Origin of the sequence: Devosia sediminis, assembly GCF_016411825.1 — a bacterium.
Lineage (GTDB): Bacteria > Pseudomonadota > Alphaproteobacteria > Rhizobiales > Devosiaceae > Devosia > Devosia sediminis.
Genome location: NZ_JAEKMH010000002.1, coordinates 215,632 through 232,539, shown reverse-complemented (window position 1 = coordinate 232,539; position 16,908 = coordinate 215,632). Strand labels below are relative to the sequence as shown.

Genomic DNA, 16,908 nt, shown 5'->3' with positions numbered 1-16,908 from the left:
GGGCGAGCAGCGACATGCCTGCAAAACGCGGTCGCAAGGCAGCGGCGGAGACGACGCGTCAGAACCTCCTGGCCGAGCCGCGCCGGATGAAAATCCTCGAATGGCTGCAGGAGGAAGGCAGCGCAAGGGTGCGCGACCTCAGCGTGGCCTTTGCAGTGTCGGAAGCCACAATCAGGCAGGATCTCGAGCGGCTCGACAATGACGGCTATGTGGTGCGTGAGCATGGCGGGGCGTATCTGAAATCGGTGCCGCAGCAGGTGCAGTCGATGTCGCTGCAGCACCTGACCAATATGGACGCCAAGAAGCGCATCGGCCGGGCCGCCGCTGCCATGGTGGGCAATGGCGACACGATCATTCTCGACTCCGGATCGACCACGACCGAGATCGCCAATGCGCTCGTCGGGCACCAGAACCTCAATGTCATCACCAATGCCATCAATATCGCGCTGACCCTGGGCGCCCTGCCCTCGATGTCGGTGCATCTCTCCGGCGGGCTGTTCAAGGCGCCGACCCTGTCGGTGACGGGCGAGAAATCGGGTGATTTCTTCACCGGGATCTTTGCCGAAAAACTGTTCCTGGCCACTGCTGCCGTGTCGTTCGAGGCCGGGCTGACCTTTCCGGCCATGGCGGACCTCTATGTGAAGCGGGCGATGATCAAGGCGGCCTCGAAGGTCTATCTCGTGGCCGACAGCTCCAAGATCGGGCGGACCTCGTTCTCCTCGCTGGGGCCGATCGACCTCATCGGCGGATTCATCACCGACGAGGGCATTTCCGACTCTGACCGGGCCGAATTCGAGCGGCGCGGGATCGAGGTCATCGTCGCCAGGTAGGCGGCGTTCGAAACGCTCCCTTCAACCACCATTGTCGCCCCGGCGCAGGCCGGGGCCCATCTTGAGATCTCAGGATGAATCCCGGCTTTCGCCGGGATGACACCGCATGTCTGACTGACACGGTGACAGTGCTTGCGATTTTGCGCGCGAGCGTTGCGGATCACATTGACTCTCTCTCGTTTGATTTGTAACCATCAACAAACGCAAAAAATACGAAGTAGCCGAAAAGGCAACGTTTGCGAAACCGACCCGGGAGAGGGTCATCGGAGGACCAAGAATGAAACTGACCAATACACTCGCGTCGCTCGCCCTGGCCGCCATGGCCGGCGTTGCCATGGCCATGCCCGCCGCAGCGCAGGACCTGATCGTGATTATCACGCCCAGCCACGACAATCCGTTCTTCAAGGCGGAAGCCGACGGCGCCAAGGCCAAGGCGGAAGAGCTGGGCTACACCACCCAGGTCTATTCGCATGACGACGACGCCAACAAGCAGAACGAGCTGATCGACTCGGCCATCGCTGCCGGGGCCAAGGCCATCATCCTCGACAATGCCGGCGCCGACGCTTCGGTAGCCGCCGTGCAGAAGGCCAAGGATGCGGGCATTCCGAGCTTCCTGATCGACCGCGAGATCAATGCCACCGGCGTGGCCGTGGCGCAGATCGTGTCCAACAACTATCAGGGCGCGACGCTGGGCGCCGAGGCCTTCGTGGAAGCTATGGGCGAAGCCGGCAATTATGTCGAGTTGACGGGCAAGGAATCCGACACCAATGCCGGTATCCGCTCCTCGGGCTATCATGACGTGATCGACCAGTATCCCGACATGGTGATGGTTGCCCAGCAGTCGGCCAACTGGAGCCAGACCGAAGCCTTTACCAAGATGGAATCGATCCTCCAGGCCAATCCGGACATCAAGGGCGTGATCGCCGGCAATGACACCATGGCCATGGGTGCGCTCGCCGCGCTGGAAGCCGCCGGCCGCACCGACGTGATCGTGGTGGGCTTTGACGGTTCGAACGACGTGCGCGACGCCATCAATGCCGGCAAGATCCACGCCACCGTGCTGCAGCCGGCCTACCGCCAGGCTCAGTGGGCCGTGGAACTGGCCGACAAGTACCTCAAGGAAGGTTCGACCGGCGAAGACGAAAAGATCTCCATGGACTGCGTGCTCATCGATGCGAGCAATGCGGGCAGCCTCGAGACCTTCGCCCTGGCTGACTAACCGTCCTCCCCGACGGACAGGGGCCGGGCTACAAAGCCCGGCCTTTTTTGTCTTTATGGGGGCACCCTAGCACCCAGCTCTCGCGTCATTGCCCGGCTTGACCGGGCAATCCAGTGCGGTGCGAGATGGACCACCGGGACAAGCCCGGTGGTGACGACGGAACCAGAGATTGCGGACGTCGAGGAGACGATTGCGATGTCATTCCGGCGGAGGCCGGAATCCATGCGCGTGACACGTCCTGAAGCTGGATGTACGTGGCCGCCCACGGATCTGGATTCTGGCCTTCGCCGGAATGACCTCGTGGATGGGCAAACTAACAGGGGAAATCAATGACCAAGACCATCGCCCAGTGGGACATGTTCGAAGTCGAGCTCACGGGGCCGAGCGAGGGCAATCCCTTTGTCGATGTGACGCTGGCGGCGGAGTTCCGGCAGGGTGGGCGCGTGGTGCGCGTGCCGGGGTTCTATGATGGCGCGGGCGTCTACAAGGTCCGCTTCATGCCCGACAATCCCGGGGCCTGGAGTTTCGTGACCCGGTCGAACATTGCCGGGCTGGACGGGCAGACCGGCACGGTTGAGGTGACCGCGCCGCGCGCGGGCAATCATGGCCCGGTGCAGGTGGCCAATCGCTTCCACTTCGCCCATGCCGACGGCACGCCGTTCTTGAGCTTCGGAACCACCTGTTATGCCTGGACGCATCAGCCACTGAGCGAGCAGCAGAAGACGCTGGGGACGCTCAAGAAGGCGCGATTCAACAAGATCCGCATGGGCATCTTTCCCAAGGACTATCCGTACAACGTCAACGAGCCGCTGCATGATATCTACCAGCGCGGGGCGGATGGGGAACTCGATTTCGATCGGCCCAACCCGGAGGCGTTCCGGCATTTCGAAAGCCAGGTAGCGGCGCTGGGGGAACTCGGCATCCAGGCCGATATCATCATGCTCCATCCCTATGACCGCTGGGGCTATTCGGGGATGAGCGAAGAACAGGACTATCGCTATTTCGCTTACGCAACGGCGCGGCTGGCGGCGTACCACAATGTGTGGTGGGCGCTGGCCAATGAATATGACTTCATGCTCGACACCAAGCCGATGCGGCAATGGGATCGATATTTCCACATCATCGAGGAGAACGACCCCTATGGGCATCTGCGCTCGATCCACAATGGCGACCCCAAGGCCAATTACGATCACCGCAAGGCCTGGGTGAGCCATGTCTGCATCCAGCATTGGGACGTGAAGCGGACGCTGGAATGGCGCGCGGCTTATGGCAAGCCGGTGGTCAATGACGAGCCCGAATATGAGGGCAATATCACCGAGGCCTGGGGCAATATCTCGGCCGAGGAACTGGTCAACCGCTTCTGGACCACCACGCTGCGTGGTGGCTATGCCGGCCATGGCGAGACGTTCCGGCACCCCGATGATCTCATCTGGTGGGCCAAGGGTGGCGAATTGCGCGGTGAAGCGTGGAAACGCATCGGCTTCATGCGCGACCTGCTGGAAGAAGATGCGCGGAACGGCTTCGAGCCCATCGAAACGGGCATGCGCTTTGCCGGGCGTGTGTCGGCGGCGCGGGATGGCGATACGACCATCATCTATCTCGGCGAGCATCAGCCGGAAATCTGGCCCTATGGATTGCCCAAGGACGATGGCGGCTACCAGGTGGACGTGATCGACACTTGGGCGATGACAGTGACGCCGGCCGAACGCGTGCCGGCACCGGAAAACCACCCGGTGCGACATGGAGCGGTGGTGCTCAAGACGGAACCGGATGCGGCTTTTGCGGTGAAGCTGCCAGTAAAGCCGTATCTGGCGATTAGGGTGCGGAAGAAGTAGTGGGGGCTTCCAAAGCTTCTTCGTGCGTTGCATCACCCCACCCTCATTCCCTCCCCCTCAAGGGGAGGGAGGCGCAGGCTTAGGCTTTGGTATTCATCGTCAACCCTTCGTCATTACCCGGCTTGACCGGGCAATCCAATGCGCAAGGACATGGACCAACCGGTCAAGCCGGGTGGTGACGGTGAACGGAGGGTTTGCTGCTGGGGATTTTTCATGGGCATGAGTTCGCACAGATATCCCCCTCATCCGGCGCTGTGCGCCACCTTCTCCCCGAGGGCGAGAAGAAAAGAAGGGGCCTATCCCCGCTTCCGTGAGCTGGCGCGGGCGACGATGCGGGGGGTGACGACGAAGTGTTCGGCTTCGGTGCGGCCTTCGATGCGTTCGATTAGGAGGCGGGCGGCCTGGAGGCCGAGGAGTTCGCCGGATTGATCGACGCTGGTCAGGCGGTTCTGCGCGAAGTCGCAATACATGGTGTTGTCATAGCCGACGATGGCGACATCGTCGGGGATGGAGAGGCCCATTTCGGTGACGACACTGATGGCCTCGAAGGCCATGAGGTCTGTCCAGCAGAAGATGGCGTCGGGGCGGTCGGCGCTTTCGAGCATGCGCTTGACGCTGAGTTGCACGTCGCGGGCCACCTGCGTGGCGCGGCCGACATTGATGTTGGCGCCAAGACCCTGGTCCATCATTTCGAGGCGATACCCGAGCTCGCGCTGGCGCACGACCGTGGACGGCTCCTGCAGGAGGCTGAGCATGGCGATCTTGCGGTGACCATTGGCGATGAGGTGACGGACGACGAGGCGGGCGCCGAGCTGGTCATCGTTGTTGACGGTGTCGAAGGGCATGGGCGTCAGGTCGTCGTGATGGCCGATGGCGACGATGGGCTTGCGCAGAGCGAGTTCGCTCAGATAGGCCGGCGCCTCGTTGGGGCCGACGAGCAGAATGCCGTCCATCTGGCGATCGATCATGGCTTCAGCCAGGGCGCCGATCGTCGTGCCGATGCCCTGCATGACCTGGTACTGGGTGCGTTCGAGCGCCGTGTTCACGCCGGCAAAGACGTCGCCGAAAAACGGATTGCGCAGATCGGGGAAGATCAGCCCCAGCGTATAAGTGCGGCCGCGCAAGCCGCGGGCCGAGGCCAGGGGGCGGTAGTTGAGCTTGCCCATGGAGGCACGTACCTTGTCGCGCAGCGTATCGCTGACGCCATAGGCGTCGCGCAGCACCTTGGACACGGCAGCGACGGAGACGCCGGCGTCCTCGGCCACTTCCCGAATGGTGACCCGACCTTGGCGCTTGCTGCTTTTCGGCTCATTCATGCGCGTTTTCCTCCACAGCACGCCATAGCCGCTCACTTTCACTATTGCAAAGGTCGCAGTTTTGTAGAACGCTACACGTAGAACAGTTTACAATACCCGCTCAAGCGGTTCGAGGAGACTACGCCTTGCTGAATGAAACTGCGCCCGAGCTGGCATCGAGCTCGCGAACCGCTTCGCGCAACTGGGTGGCCAAGATGGTCCGCCCACTTGCCGATCAGGGCGTCGGCACGCCGGCCAGCTTTGTCGTCAAGACTTTCACGCTCAGCACAGTTTCGGGCAGCGAAGTGCTCGATATCACCGCGCTCGGGCTCTATGTCTGCTTCATCAACGGACAGCGCGTGGGCAAGGATGTGCTGACGCCGGGCTGGACCGCCTATGACGCGCGCCTCAGCTATCAGACCTATGCGGTCGGCTCGCTGCTGAGAGAAGGCGAGAACCGCATTGAAATCTGGCTGGGCGACGGCTGGATGCGCTCGCAGATGATGTGGGGCAAGTTTCCGATCTACAATGTCTGGGGCAGCGAGATCGCGGCCATGGCAGAACTGCGCGGTCAGGCGGGCGATGCCGAGCCTGTGCTCGTCACCGATGCCTCGTGGGAAAGCGGCGAATTGCCGATCCGCAAGTCTGGCATCTATTTCGGCGAAACCTTTGACGCGCGGATCGAGCCGACAGTTTCGGCCGGCACGGCAGCGGTCGATTTCAACACCGATCGGCTCGTCGCCCATGAAACGACGCCGGTGCGCGAGCTCGAAGCGCTGGTCGCCGCCAAGACCTGGACCGATGCCGATGGCCGCACGGTTTTCGACTTTGCGCAGAATATCGGCGGCTATGTCGCCATCGCGGTAACCGGCAAGGCCGGCGCCACGGTTAAGGTCGAGCATGCCGAAGTGCTCGACAAGGACGGCAATTTCTACAACGTCAATTACCGCACCGCCGAAGCGACCATTACCTATACGCTCTCGGGCAATGGCACCGAGCATTATCGTCCACACTTCACCTTCCAGGGCTTCCGCTATGCCCGCGTGACCATTGAAGGCGACGCCAAGTTCGACGACATCAAGGCGATCCCGATCAGCTCGGTGACCGAGCAGAAGGCGACGTTCACCTCGGGCAATAAGCTGGTCAACCGGCTGTTCCTCAATACGCTCTGGAGCCAGCGCGGCAATTTCATCGAAGTGCCGACCGACTGCCCGCAGCGCGACGAGCGCCTGGGCTGGACCGGCGATGCGCAGGTGTTTGCCGGCACGGCTGCCTATCTCGGCGACGTGCACGGCTTCTTCCACAAGTGGGTGCGCGACCTGATGGTGGACCAGCGCGAAGACGGCGCCGTGCCCCATGTCTGTCCCGACCCGACCCGCATGCAGCCCGAGCATTATCCCGGCTTTTATGGCTCGACCGGCTGGGGCGACGCCATCTGGCAGGTGCCATGGCAGGTTTACCTGCACTATGGCGACACCGCCTTCCTCAAGGAAGTGCTGCCCAACATGGTCAAGTGGGTCGACTTCGTGTGGTCGATCAGTGACGGCCCGATCGTTTCGCCGCCACGCGCGTGGGGCGCCCGCGGTTTCTCGTTCGGCGACTGGCTGCAGCCCAAGGGCCCGAGCGCCAAGCCGCTGCCGACCATCGGCGACGATGCTGCGGCGACCATCTATCTCCATATCGCCGCCAAGCAGGTCAGCGACATTGCAGGCATCGCCGGCGACGCCAAGACGGCGCAGCGCCTCGCGCATATGGCCGAAGAGGTGAAGGCGGCCTTCCAGCGCGAATTCATCACCGCGTCGGGGCGCCTGGCCTATGACGACCAGACCTCTTATGCCTTGGCCATCGTCCATGACCTGATCCCCGCTGACAAATATGAAGCGGCCAAGGGCTATTTCAAGAATACCATTGCCCGCGCCGACGGGCGCATCGGCACTGGCTTCATCGGCACCCCTGCCCTGTTGCCGGCACTGATCAAGATCGGCGAGTGGGGTCTGGCCAGCGAAGTCTTCCTCCAGGAAGAAGTGCCGGGCTGGCTTTACCAGGTGAAGATGGGCGCCACGACCATCTGGGAGCGCTGGGACGCGATCCAGGCCGATGGCACGATCTACAATCCGCAGATGAATTCCTACAACCACTATGCCTATGGCGCGGTGTGCCAGTGGCTGCTGGAAGGGGTTGCCGGTTTCCGTCCGGACGAGAAGGACCCGGCGTTCAAGACGGTGATCTTCGAGCCACTGATCCTGCCCGACCTGTCGCCGGTCAAAGCCGAGCATGAGAGCCCGGCCGGCACGATCCGCGCCGCGTGGACGATCACCGGCGAGGCGGTGCGCTACGAGATCGAGGTGCCAGCCGGCTCGAAGGGCGTGCTGAAACTCGCCCCGACCTATCGCGACGCCACGCTCGACGGCGCCGCGGTCAGCGGCAGCGAGGCGGCCCTCGCGGAAGGCAAGCATGTCGTCACCTTCAACTACACCGCGCCAAAGCGCAGCGAGCGCCAGAAGTCGCCGGCGAGCACCAACACGCCGTAACGGCGCGTATCCAAGACTACCAACAGCCCGCACAGGCGGGTTCTACAGGGAGGAAGACCAACCATGACCAAGACCAAACTCATTGCCCTGATGGGCGCCAGCACGCTGGGGCTTATGCTGTCGGCCAGCGCCGTCAGCGCGCAGCAGTCGGGCAATCTGACATTCCTGATCGACAACGGCCCGCAGTCGGTAGCCGTGGCCGAAGCCTGGGTCGCCGCCTATACCGAGCAGAACCCCGATGTGACCATCGACATCGAAGTGCGCCCCGGCGGCGGTGAAGGCGATAACATCGTCAAGACCCGCCTCGCCACCGGCGCCATGGCCGACGTGTTCTTCTATAATTCGGGCTCGCTGTTCCAGGCCATCAACCCGACCCAGAACCTCTTGCCGGTGACCAACGAACCCTGGCAGGCCGGTATCCAGGAGAGCTTCAAGTCGGTCGTTTCGGCCGGCGGCGAAGTCTATGGCACCCCATTTGCCCCGGCCATGGGCGGCGGCATCTTCTACAACCGCCCGATCTATGAAGAACTCGGCCTCGAAATTCCCAAGACCTGGGACGAGTTCATGGCCAACAACGAGAAGATCAAGGCTGCCGGCAAGACGGCCGTGATCCAGACCTATGGCGAAACCTGGACCAGCCAGCTCTTCGTGCTGGCCGATTTCTTCAACGTCCTGGCCGCCGAGCCGGACTTTGCCGAGAAGTTCACTGCCAACGAAGCCAAGTTCGCCACCTCCCCGGCGGCGCTGCGCGGCTTTGAAAAGCTGCAGGAAGTCTATGAAGCCGGCTATCTCAATGCCGACTTCGGCGCTGCCACCTATCCCGATGGCCTGCGCATGGTCGCCACCGGCGAAGGCGCGCACTATCCGATGCTGACCTTCGGCATCGGCGCCATCGCCGAAACCCTGCCGGACAACCTCCAGGACGTAGGCTTCTTCGCCCAGCCGGGTGACAGCGCCGAGAGCAACGGCCTCACTACCTGGATGCCGGACTCGATCTATATCGCCAAGACCACGGCCAATCCGGACCTCGCCAAGGCATTTGTCGGCTTCATCGGCTCGCCCGAAGGCTGCGACATCCGCAACGAAGCCGTGGGCGCCACCGGTCCCTACATGATCGAAGGCTGCACCCTACCCGACGACGTGCCGCCGGCACTCGCCGACATGCTGCCCTACTTCCAGGAAGGCGGCCAGAACGCTCCGGCGCTCGAATTCCTGTCGCCGGTCAAGGGCCCTGCCCTCGAGCAGATCACGGTCGAAGTCGGCTCGGGCATCCGTCCGGCCGCCGATGGCGCCGCGCTCTATGACGAGGACGTCAAGAAGCAGGCCCAGCAGCTCGGCCTTGCCGGCTGGTAACCACCTGTCATGATGCGGCCCGGGATGCTCAAGCGGCACCCCGGGCCAATCTCTTTTCCGAGGAGTAGGCGATGGCTGTGTCCAGCATTGCCGGCGTATCCGACGTAGCCGCCGCCAACCGGCCCATGCGCTCGCGCTCGCCTTATCCGGGCTGGTTCTTCCTGCCTGCGGCCATCATCTATTCGGTGCTGTTTCTGGCGCCGACCTTCGCCTCGCTCTATTTCAGCCTGACGCGCTGGACGCTGTTTGACTCGACCTTTATCGGGCTCGACAACTTCGTGCAGTTCTTCCGCGAGCCGTTCCTCGTGCAGGGCCTCGTCAACACGGTGATCTATGCCGTTGTGACATCGAGCCTCAAGGTGGTGATCGGCATGCTGCTGGCGGTCATGCTGACCAGCCAGATCATGGCGCGGGGCTACCTGCGCTCGGTCATCTTCTTTCCGGTGCTGGTCTCGACCGTCGGCGTCGGCATTACCTTTACCGTGCTGATGCATCCCACTGCCGGCGCCATCAACCAGGGCCTGGCGCTGATCGGCATCAAGGGGCCAGGCTGGCTGGTGGACCCGAAACTGGCGCTTTATTCGGTGGCGCTGGTGGATGTGTGGAAGGGCGTGGGCCTTGCCACGGTTATCTATATTGCCGGCCTCGTCGCCATCCCGCGCGACTATTACGAAGCCGCCCGCATTGATGGGGCAACTCCGCTGCAGAACTTCTTCTACGTGACGCTGCCGCTCTGCCGGCCGGCGACGGCGACCGTTATCACGCTGAGCTTCATCGGCGGGCTCAGGACCTTTGATCTTATCTGGGCAATGACCAAGGGCGGGCCGGGCTTTGCCTCCGACACGGTCGCCTCGGTGATCTACAAGCAGTATCAGGCGGGCTTTTATGGCCTCTCCACGGCGGGCAATGTGGTGCTCTTCATCCTCATCGCCGTGCTGGTCGTGCCGCTGACCATGTTCCTCAATCGCAAGCAGGGTCACGAATGAAGTCCCGGGCCTCTGTCATCGGCGGCGTGGCTGCCATTGCCGCGACCTTCGTGGTCTTCGTCATCCCGTTCCTGTTCATCATCCTGATGGCGTTCAAGGATCGCCAGCAATCGGCGTTGCGCGATTTCTCCTGGCCCAATGGCTTCCACCTCTGGGACAATGTGGTGCAGGTGGTGCAGACACGGAACTGGATGATGGTCACCGCCTTCATCAATTCCACCCTGATCACCGTGGCCAGCGTGACGCTGCTGATCGTGCTGGCGGCCATGGTCGGCTTCGTCCTGGCGCGGCGCAAGACGCGCTACAATGGGCTCATCGAATTCCTGATCCTTGCCGGCCTCATGATCCCGCCCGCCGTGGTGCCGACCATCTGGCTACTGCAGGGGTTGAAACTCTTCGGCACGCTGCACGGCATGGTGCTGATCCAGGTGGCCTATAACCTGCCCTTCTCGATCATCCTCTACCGCGCCTTCATCGCCACCATTCCGCGCGAGCTGGACGAGGCGGCTGTTATCGACGGGGCACGGCCGCTGGACGTGTTCTTCCGGGTAATCCTGCCGCTGCTCTGGCCGGTGACCGTGACCAATATCGTGGTCCAGTCGGTGGGCATCTTCAACGACTTCACCAACCCGCTCTACTACCTGCCGGGCAACCAGAACGCGACGGTGCAGCTCACGCTCTATAATTTCCAGAGCCAGTTCAACACCGCCTACAACCTGCTGTTCACCAATATTCTGCTCATCACCATTCCGCCGCTGATCGTCTTCATGTTCTTCAATCGACAGATCGTGGCAGGCATGACCGCTGGCGCCGTCAAGGGGTAACCACTATGGCCGGACTGGAACTGAAATCTCTGCGCAAGAACTATGGCGGCGTGGAAGTCATCAAGGGCGTCGACCTCTCAATCGAGCATGGCGAGTTCGTGGTGTTTGTCGGGCCCTCGGGCTGCGGCAAGTCCACCCTGCTGCGCATGATCGCTGGCCTCGAGGACATTACCGGGGGCGAACTCAGGATCGGCGACCGGGTGGTGAACCATGTCGAGCCGCGCGATCGCGGCATTGCCATGGTGTTCCAGAGCTATGCGCTCTACCCGCATATGACGGTCTATGACAATGTCGGGTTCGGGCTGAAGCTGGCCAAGACGCCGAAGGATGTGCGGGACAAGAAGATCCGCGACGCGGCGCGGATCCTGCAGATGGAACACCTGCTCGATCGCAAGCCCAGCCAGCTTTCGGGCGGACAAAGGCAGCGTGTCGCCATCGGCCGGGCCATCGTGCGGCAGCCGGAAGTCTTCCTCTTCGACGAACCTCTCAGCAATCTCGATGCGGCCCTGCGCGTCGACATGCGCATGGAACTCTCAAAGCTCCACAACGATCTGGGCGCCACCATGATCTATGTGACGCATGACCAGGTCGAGGCCATGACCCTGGCCGACAAGATCGTCGTGCTCAATGCCGGCGTGGTGCAGCAGGTGGGCTCGCCGATCGAACTCTACAAGAAGCCGGCCAATCTCTTTGTCGCCGGCTTCATCGGTTCGCCGAAAATGAACTTCATCGATGTCACGGTGCAATCGATCGACGCCGGCACGGTGACCATCGTGGGCAAGGACATTTCGCCGGTGGCCATTCCCGCCGATGCCAGCGGCATCAGCGTGGGCGATACGGTGACGCTGGGCATCCGGCCGCATGAACTGAGCAATGCCAGCACGGGCTCCATTGTGGGCCAGGTGATGCTGGTGGAGCGGCTGGGCAACGAAACCATCGTCAACATCGCCCTGCCCTCGGGCAGCTCCTGGCTGGCCGTGCTCGACGGCGACCACCGCCTTGCGATCGGCCAGAGCTTTGCGCTGGCATTCGACGCCAATGCCGGGATCATCTTCGACAAGACCGGCAAGGCGCGGCACCCGGCGGGGTGAGCCATCGGATCAGGGTGACGACATGCACGGCGGCTGGGGCAACCCGGCCGCTTTTTGCTGTCGGGGGTCGCGAACGGACGAGGACACCCGGCAAGCCGATGAGGCTTATCGAGGATATCGCTTGATGTCTGAAGAGGAGTGGTGCCCAGAGCCGGAATCGAACCAGCGACACGCGGATTTTCAATCCGCTGCTCTACCAACTGAGCTATCTGGGCATCGGGCTTTTGCAACATCAGCTGCGAGCCACGGGCCTTATAGGGGAACGGTTTTTGCCGCGCAAGCGGGAAAAAGCTGGTGTGGATAAAGGGTTTTGGTGGGGCGGTCCGACGGGATGGAGTCGATGCCCGACACCACCCCCACCTAGCTCTGCTACGGCCCTGATGGGCCGAGCGGCGCTACCTCCCCCGTCCAGGGGGAGGCGACGAAGGAGGCGAAGGCCCGGTGTGGCGCATCCTGCCATTCGAACTTAATTCTGGTGGCTTTCACTTCCCAAACCGCGTCACCACGGGGCTGCGGAACGGCCCGAAGGCCCCCTCACCCGGCGCTATGCGCCGACCTCTCCCCCGGAGGGAGAGGTGAAAAGAGAGGTACACCGCCTAGTTCTCGTCGTCGATGTCCGGGAGGGGTTCGTCGTCCCTGGCGGGGATGACGTAGTTGCCCGTGAGCCAGCGGTTGAGGTCCACGTCGGCGCAGCGCTTCGAGCAAAAGGGCTTGAACTCTTCCACGGCCGGCTTGCCGCAGATGGGGCATTTCTTTTGTGTCGTTGCAGGCATCAGACGCCCGAAAGGCTCGACTGATTGAGCCAGTTGAAATGCACCGGATAGCCTTCGCCCGCGAGGAGCTGGGCGGTTTCGTGCAGGGGCAGACCGACCACGGCCGAATAGGAGCCGACGAGCTTGACCACGAAGGAGCCGGCAATGCCCTGGATGGCATAGCCGCCCGCCTTGTCGCGCCATTCGGCGCTGGCGAGATAGGCTTCCATCTCCTTGGCGGAGAGGCGCTTGAAGCGGATGCGGGTTTCGACCAGCCGATGACGGCGGGCGCCGGAGGGCGTGATCAGCGTCATGCCGGTATAAACGCGGTGTGCACGGCCCGAGAGCAGGCGGAGGCAATCGGATGCCTCTTCCATGGTCTCGGCCTTGGGCAGGACGCGACGGCCCACGGCGACGACCGTATCGGCGGCCAGCACCAGCGAATTGGTGCCGAAACCGGCCACCCGCGCCTTGTGCTGGGCGGTCAGGGCCTTGAGGTCGGCCAGGCGCTGCGCCAGCTTGCGCGGCAGCTCGCCCTTTTCGGGGGTCTCATCGACATGGGCCGGCACCAGATGCTCGGGCTCGATGCCGATCTGGTTGAGCAGCGCCAGCCGGCGCGGCGAGGCGGAAGCCAGAATCAGGTCGGGACGTCCGGCCATGGCAGCAATCGAGCTCCGTTGAAAAAGGACGGCCCTTCGCTTGGCTCAGGGCGTTCGTCGCTCAAAACGATCCACCGGATCGTTTTGACCAGCTGCGGTGGTCGCGCCAAACCTACTTGAAGCGGTAAGTGATGCGACCCTTGGTGAGGTCGTAGGGGGTCATTTCGCACAGCACCTTGTCGCCGGCGAGAACGCGGATGCGGTTCTTGCGCATGCGCCCAGCGGTGTGAGCTATGATCTCATGATCGTTTTCGAGCTTCACGCGGAATGTCGCGTTGGGAAGCAATTCGGTGACGACGCCCGGAAATTCGAGCACTTCTTCCTTCGCCATACTGTCTCCTGATGGACCCATAGGGGCATTGCTTGCCGGCCACGGGTCGGAAAGTGGCCTCTACCTACTGCAAATCAATGGATTTGTGAACCACCTGGCCGGAGTGGTGTCACAAAGAAGGATATCGGGACAAAAGCCGCCGACTTCCTGAGGGTTCGAGTGACGTTCAAGGGCAAGCCAGCTGCCCTGCCGTTGGATGGATTGCCCGGTCGAGCCGGTCAGTGACGATGGTCGGGAGGCACAGATGTATCCGGTCAAATGACCAGTGTTTCGAGCCGCGTCTTGACCCGCTTGCGTAGGCTGTCGCGCAGGTCGCGATAGGCGTCGAGCACCAGGGCCCTGTTGCCTTCGACCAGCGAGGGATCGGCGACCTGCCACTCTTCGAGCGCGCCCATTTCGAGCCCCTTGCGGCGCACCGCCTCGGGGGCGTCGTCGGACAGGGTAATGACGAGATCGAAATGATTGGCAACCAGCTCATCGAGAATATGGGGCGTATGCACGCTCATATCAATGCCGACCTCTTCCATGACTTCGTGCACAAACTGATCGGCCTTGCCGCCATTGACGCCCACCGAGCGGGCAATGACGCGGCCGGGAAAGGCCTGACGGGCGAGCGCAGCGGCAATGGGCGAGCGCACCGAATTCATGGAACAGACGAACAGCACTGTGGGCAGTTCGCTGGTCGCCTCGTCGATGCGGCTGGCATAAGGCTGGACGGCGCAGATGAGGGTGAAAAGGCGCCGGGCGGTATTGAGATCGAGGATGATCTTGTTGTCGAGCCGCGTGCGCAGGAGTTCGGCCGCCTCGTTGTGCATGCCGCGCCGCGCCATGTCGACGGTTTCGATCTGGAAGGGCTGGGCCGAGCGGATGGCTTCGTAATAGGCGTCGCGAATGCGGAAATAGTCGCGGATCAGCCGGCGAAACGGGGTGAGCGAGAGATAGTGGGCGGCGATGGGCTGAAAGGTCTCGGGATTGCGCACGTCGAGCAGGATGTAGTTGCCGATGATCGACATGTGCAGGGCATAGGGACCTTCGGCGCTGACGCGGGCGGGCTTGAAGCTGTTGTCCTCGAGCAGGTCGTAGATGGCGATGCGCCATTCATGCACCTCGTCGGGATTGATCGAGGTGATGGTATTGGGATCGAGCGTGACGGTGACCAGCCTGTCCTGGTCGGTCGCCGTCGGCTCTGTGCCCATGGTGATGCTCAACGGTTGAGCCGGATGGAAATGGACCGCCCATGGCCATCGAGGTCCTCGACGCCGGCAATGGTCACGGCGGGTTCAGCCAAGGCGGCAAGGGAGAACGGGGTGCAACCCAGGATCGAGGTGCGCTTCATGAAATCGAGCACGCCGAGGCCCGAAGCGAAGCGCGCCGACCGGGCCGTGGGCAGAACGTGGTTGGACCCGCCGACATAGTCGCCGATCGCCTCGGGCGTGTGGTGGCCGAGAAAGATCGCGCCGGCATGGCGGATTTTGGGAACCAGCGCCTGGGGGTCGTCGGTGGCGATTTCCACGTGTTCCGAGGCAATGCGGTTGGCGAGGTCGGCCGCCTGGTCGAGCGAGGTGACGGTGATGATGGCACCCAGCTCGTTCCAGCCCTGGCGGGCTATCGCCTGCTTGGGCAGAAGCGAGAGCTGGCGATCCATTTCGGCTTCGACCGCATCGGCAAGGCGCGGGTCGGTGGTGACGAGAATGGACTGAGCCCCTGCCCCATGCTCGGCCTGGGCAATGAGGTCCGCGGCCACCCAGGCTGGGTTGGCCGAACTGTCGGCAATGACCAGCACTTCCGACGGGCCGGCAATCATGTCGATCCCGACCTGACCGAAAACCTGACGCTTGGCCGTGGCGACATAGGCATTGCCGGGGCCCGTGACCTTGTCGACGCGGGGAATGGTCGCCGTGCCATAGGCCAGAGCCGCAACGGCCTGCGCGCCGCCGATCCGGTAAATCTCGGTGATGCCGGCAATCTGCGCGGCGGCCAGCACAGTCGGGTTGATCTCGCCATCGGGCGTGGGCACGGCCATGGCAATGCGCGACACACCTGCCACGCGGGCAGGCACCGCATTCATCAGCACCGAGGACGGATAGGAGGCGAGGCCCCCCGGCACGTAAATGCCTACAGCATCGACAGCAGTCCAGCGCGAGCCGAGGGTAACCCCAAGCGCGTCGGTATAAACGTGATCCTGCGGCTTCTGCTTTTCGTGATGGGACTTGATGCGGTCATGCGCGGTCTGGAGGGCGGCACGCACGTGGGCGGGAACTTCGGCCGCGGCGGCGGCGATTTCCTCAGCGGTGAAAGCGATGTCGGCAGTGGTGAAACTGGTGCGATCGAATTTGTTGGTCAGTTCGACCACCGCCTCATCGCCGCGCGCTCGCACATCGGCAATGATGCCGGCAACAACATCGTTGACGTCCTTGCTGGATTCGCGCTTGGCGCCAAGCAGGTCGACGAAACGCTGTTCGAAATCGGGCTGGGCGCTATCGAGTCTAAGGGGCATCAATCGTCCACAGGTGGAAACATGTGGCGCGATCTATCCCCATGGAGGCGGATGGGGCAAGGGGGAGGCAGCCGAGTTCAACTCTCCTTGCGCACCAGCGAGAGCGCGAAATCGGTCGTGCCCAGTGCCTTGTTGATCGGGATCCAGGCTGCGGCCAGGTATTCCATGCCGCGGCAGGCGGACAGGTCGCCAAGGTCGACAATGTCCTGCCAGCCGAAATCCTCGAGCAGCGAAACGACCTCGCTTTTTGCCTTGTCGTCGTTGGAGGCAACGAAGACCGTGTGCCGCGCTGGCAACTGGCCGGGATCGACCATCAGATGGGCACTGGTGCTGTTGAGGGTCTTGACCACACGCGCCGTGGGATGGTTTTCCTGGATCTGCTGGCCAAGCGGCGTTTCGAGCGGCCCATCGATCGAGCTTTCGATATTGCCGATATCGACGAGAATCTTCCCGTCGAGGTCACAATCCTTCAGCACTCGAAGGGCGGTTGCGCCTTCCATGGCGTTGACCACCCACTCCCCGTGTTGCGCCGCCTCCGGCGCCGTGCCGAGGGCTATGCCCGGAAACTCGTCAGCCTTGTCCTTCGCATGGGGCGAACCCAGCATGACCTCATGGCCGAGCGCCGCCAGCTTTTTGGCAATATGGCCGCCAACCTCGCCGCTGCCCAAAACTCCGATCCGCATCGCATCTCTCCTGTTTGATCTG

At 62.7% G+C, this 16,908-nt stretch carries 15 protein-coding genes and 1 tRNA gene; 8 read left to right on the top strand and 8 right to left on the bottom strand.

The annotated features are described in order from the left end of the window. Window positions 1-14: 14 nt before the first annotated feature. From JEQ47_RS08420 to JEQ47_RS08410, 3 genes are all read left to right on the top strand, one after another. Entirely contained in the window at window positions 15-830 is an 816-nt protein-coding gene (locus tag JEQ47_RS08420) for a DeoR/GlpR family DNA-binding transcription regulator (RefSeq protein WP_198875973.1), read from the top strand. A 277-nt stretch (window positions 831-1,107) separates the two neighbouring features. Next, complete coding sequence (locus JEQ47_RS08415) at window positions 1,108-2,049, top strand: D-ribose ABC transporter substrate-binding protein (protein WP_198875972.1); 942 nt, start codon at window positions 1,108-1,110, stop codon at window positions 2,047-2,049. A gap of 329 nt (window positions 2,050-2,378) precedes the next feature. Then, the gene (locus JEQ47_RS08410) at window positions 2,379-3,884 is read left to right on the top strand and encodes a DUF5060 domain-containing protein (protein WP_198875971.1); all 1,506 of its coding nucleotides are present in this window, start codon (window positions 2,379-2,381) and stop codon (window positions 3,882-3,884) included. A gap of 296 nt (window positions 3,885-4,180) precedes the next feature. Here the strand turns inward: JEQ47_RS08410 and JEQ47_RS08405 are convergent, their stop codons facing one another. Next, window positions 4,181-5,200, bottom strand: a complete 1,020-nt coding sequence (locus JEQ47_RS08405) for a LacI family DNA-binding transcriptional regulator (RefSeq protein WP_198875970.1) — start codon at window positions 5,198-5,200, stop codon at window positions 4,181-4,183. Window positions 5,201-5,394: 194 nt separating this feature from the next. Between JEQ47_RS08405 and JEQ47_RS08400 the strand changes: the two genes are divergently transcribed. The 5 genes from JEQ47_RS08400 (at window position 5,395) to JEQ47_RS08380 (ending at window position 11,964) form a co-directional block, all read left to right on the top strand. Continuing rightward, window positions 5,395-7,710, top strand: a complete 2,316-nt coding sequence (locus JEQ47_RS08400) for an alpha-L-rhamnosidase (RefSeq protein ID WP_198876819.1) — start codon at window positions 5,395-5,397, stop codon at window positions 7,708-7,710. A 63-nt stretch (window positions 7,711-7,773) separates the two neighbouring features. After that, window positions 7,774-9,063 carry an ABC transporter substrate-binding protein gene (locus JEQ47_RS08395; RefSeq protein WP_198875969.1) on the top strand — a complete coding sequence of 430 codons (1,290 nt, stop codon included), beginning with the start codon at window positions 7,774-7,776 and terminating at the stop codon, window positions 9,061-9,063. Between the two features lie 71 nt (window positions 9,064-9,134). Then, a complete protein-coding gene (locus JEQ47_RS08390) occupies window positions 9,135-10,049 on the top strand; it encodes a carbohydrate ABC transporter permease (RefSeq protein ID WP_198875968.1) in 915 nt (304 codons plus the stop codon). Next, window positions 10,046-10,873 (top strand): carbohydrate ABC transporter permease, encoded by an 828-nt coding sequence (locus JEQ47_RS08385; RefSeq protein WP_198875967.1) that lies wholly within the window; start codon window positions 10,046-10,048, stop codon window positions 10,871-10,873. Before JEQ47_RS08390 ends, JEQ47_RS08385 begins: the two co-directional genes overlap by 4 nt. 5 nt (window positions 10,874-10,878) lie before the next feature. After that, a complete protein-coding gene (locus tag JEQ47_RS08380; RefSeq protein WP_198875966.1) occupies window positions 10,879-11,964 on the top strand; it encodes an ABC transporter ATP-binding protein in 1,086 nt (361 codons plus the stop codon). Window positions 11,965-12,103: 139 nt separating this feature from the next. Here JEQ47_RS08380 and JEQ47_RS08375 read toward each other — a convergent pair. From JEQ47_RS08375 to JEQ47_RS08345, 7 genes are all read right to left on the bottom strand, one after another. After that, window positions 12,104-12,179 (bottom strand) — tRNA-Phe (locus JEQ47_RS08375). Between the two features lie 381 nt (window positions 12,180-12,560). Next, entirely contained in the window at window positions 12,561-12,737 is a 177-nt protein-coding gene (yacG, locus tag JEQ47_RS08370) for a DNA gyrase inhibitor YacG (protein ID WP_198875965.1), read from the bottom strand. Continuing rightward, complete coding sequence (locus JEQ47_RS08365) at window positions 12,737-13,375, bottom strand: Maf-like protein (RefSeq protein WP_198875964.1); 639 nt, start codon at window positions 13,373-13,375, stop codon at window positions 12,737-12,739. Before JEQ47_RS08365 ends, yacG begins: the two co-directional genes overlap by 1 nt. 112 nt (window positions 13,376-13,487) lie before the next feature. Beyond that, window positions 13,488-13,706 carry a translation initiation factor IF-1 gene (infA, locus tag JEQ47_RS08360; RefSeq protein ID WP_046103343.1) on the bottom strand — a complete coding sequence of 73 codons (219 nt, stop codon included), beginning with the start codon at window positions 13,704-13,706 and terminating at the stop codon, window positions 13,488-13,490. 254 nt (window positions 13,707-13,960) lie between these two features. Then, on the bottom strand, window positions 13,961-14,902 hold the full coding sequence (locus tag JEQ47_RS21045; protein ID WP_198875963.1) for a UPF0262 family protein: 942 nt from the start codon (window positions 14,900-14,902) through the stop codon (window positions 13,961-13,963). An 8-nt stretch (window positions 14,903-14,910) separates the two neighbouring features. Continuing rightward, a complete protein-coding gene (gene hisD / locus JEQ47_RS08350; protein WP_198875962.1) occupies window positions 14,911-16,203 on the bottom strand; it encodes a histidinol dehydrogenase in 1,293 nt (430 codons plus the stop codon). 77 nt (window positions 16,204-16,280) lie between these two features. After that, complete coding sequence (locus JEQ47_RS08345) at window positions 16,281-16,886, bottom strand: NADPH-dependent F420 reductase (protein WP_198875961.1); 606 nt, start codon at window positions 16,884-16,886, stop codon at window positions 16,281-16,283. Window positions 16,887-16,908: the final 22 nt, after the last annotated feature.

What these genes read in the sequence shown, in the direction of transcription:
- JEQ47_RS21045 (WP_198875963.1), bottom strand. Translation starts at nt 14,902, where the DNA reads ATGGGCACAGAGCCGACGGCGACCGACCAGGACAGGCTGGTCACCGTC.
- JEQ47_RS08390 (WP_198875968.1), top strand. Translation starts at nt 9,135, where the DNA reads ATGGCTGTGTCCAGCATTGCCGGCGTATCCGACGTAGCCGCCGCCAAC.
- JEQ47_RS08395 (WP_198875969.1), top strand. Translation starts at nt 7,774, where the DNA reads ATGACCAAGACCAAACTCATTGCCCTGATGGGCGCCAGCACGCTGGGG.
- JEQ47_RS08385 (WP_198875967.1), top strand. Translation starts at nt 10,046, where the DNA reads ATGAAGTCCCGGGCCTCTGTCATCGGCGGCGTGGCTGCCATTGCCGCG.
- JEQ47_RS08405 (WP_198875970.1), bottom strand. Translation starts at nt 5,200, where the DNA reads ATGAATGAGCCGAAAAGCAGCAAGCGCCAAGGTCGGGTCACCATTCGG.
- JEQ47_RS08380 (WP_198875966.1), top strand. Translation starts at nt 10,879, where the DNA reads ATGGCCGGACTGGAACTGAAATCTCTGCGCAAGAACTATGGCGGCGTG.
- JEQ47_RS08400 (WP_198876819.1), top strand. Translation starts at nt 5,395, where the DNA reads ATGGTCCGCCCACTTGCCGATCAGGGCGTCGGCACGCCGGCCAGCTTT.
- JEQ47_RS08345 (WP_198875961.1), bottom strand. Translation starts at nt 16,886, where the DNA reads ATGCGGATCGGAGTTTTGGGCAGCGGCGAGGTTGGCGGCCATATTGCC.
- JEQ47_RS08365 (WP_198875964.1), bottom strand. Translation starts at nt 13,375, where the DNA reads ATGGCCGGACGTCCCGACCTGATTCTGGCTTCCGCCTCGCCGCGCCGG.
- JEQ47_RS08415 (WP_198875972.1), top strand. Translation starts at nt 1,108, where the DNA reads ATGAAACTGACCAATACACTCGCGTCGCTCGCCCTGGCCGCCATGGCC.
- hisD (WP_198875962.1), bottom strand. Translation starts at nt 16,203, where the DNA reads ATGCCCCTTAGACTCGATAGCGCCCAGCCCGATTTCGAACAGCGTTTC.
- JEQ47_RS08410 (WP_198875971.1), top strand. Translation starts at nt 2,379, where the DNA reads ATGACCAAGACCATCGCCCAGTGGGACATGTTCGAAGTCGAGCTCACG.
- JEQ47_RS08420 (WP_198875973.1), top strand. Translation starts at nt 15, where the DNA reads ATGCCTGCAAAACGCGGTCGCAAGGCAGCGGCGGAGACGACGCGTCAG.
- yacG (WP_198875965.1), bottom strand. Translation starts at nt 12,737, where the DNA reads ATGCCTGCAACGACACAAAAGAAATGCCCCATCTGCGGCAAGCCGGCC.
- infA (WP_046103343.1), bottom strand. Translation starts at nt 13,706, where the DNA reads ATGGCGAAGGAAGAAGTGCTCGAATTTCCGGGCGTCGTCACCGAATTG.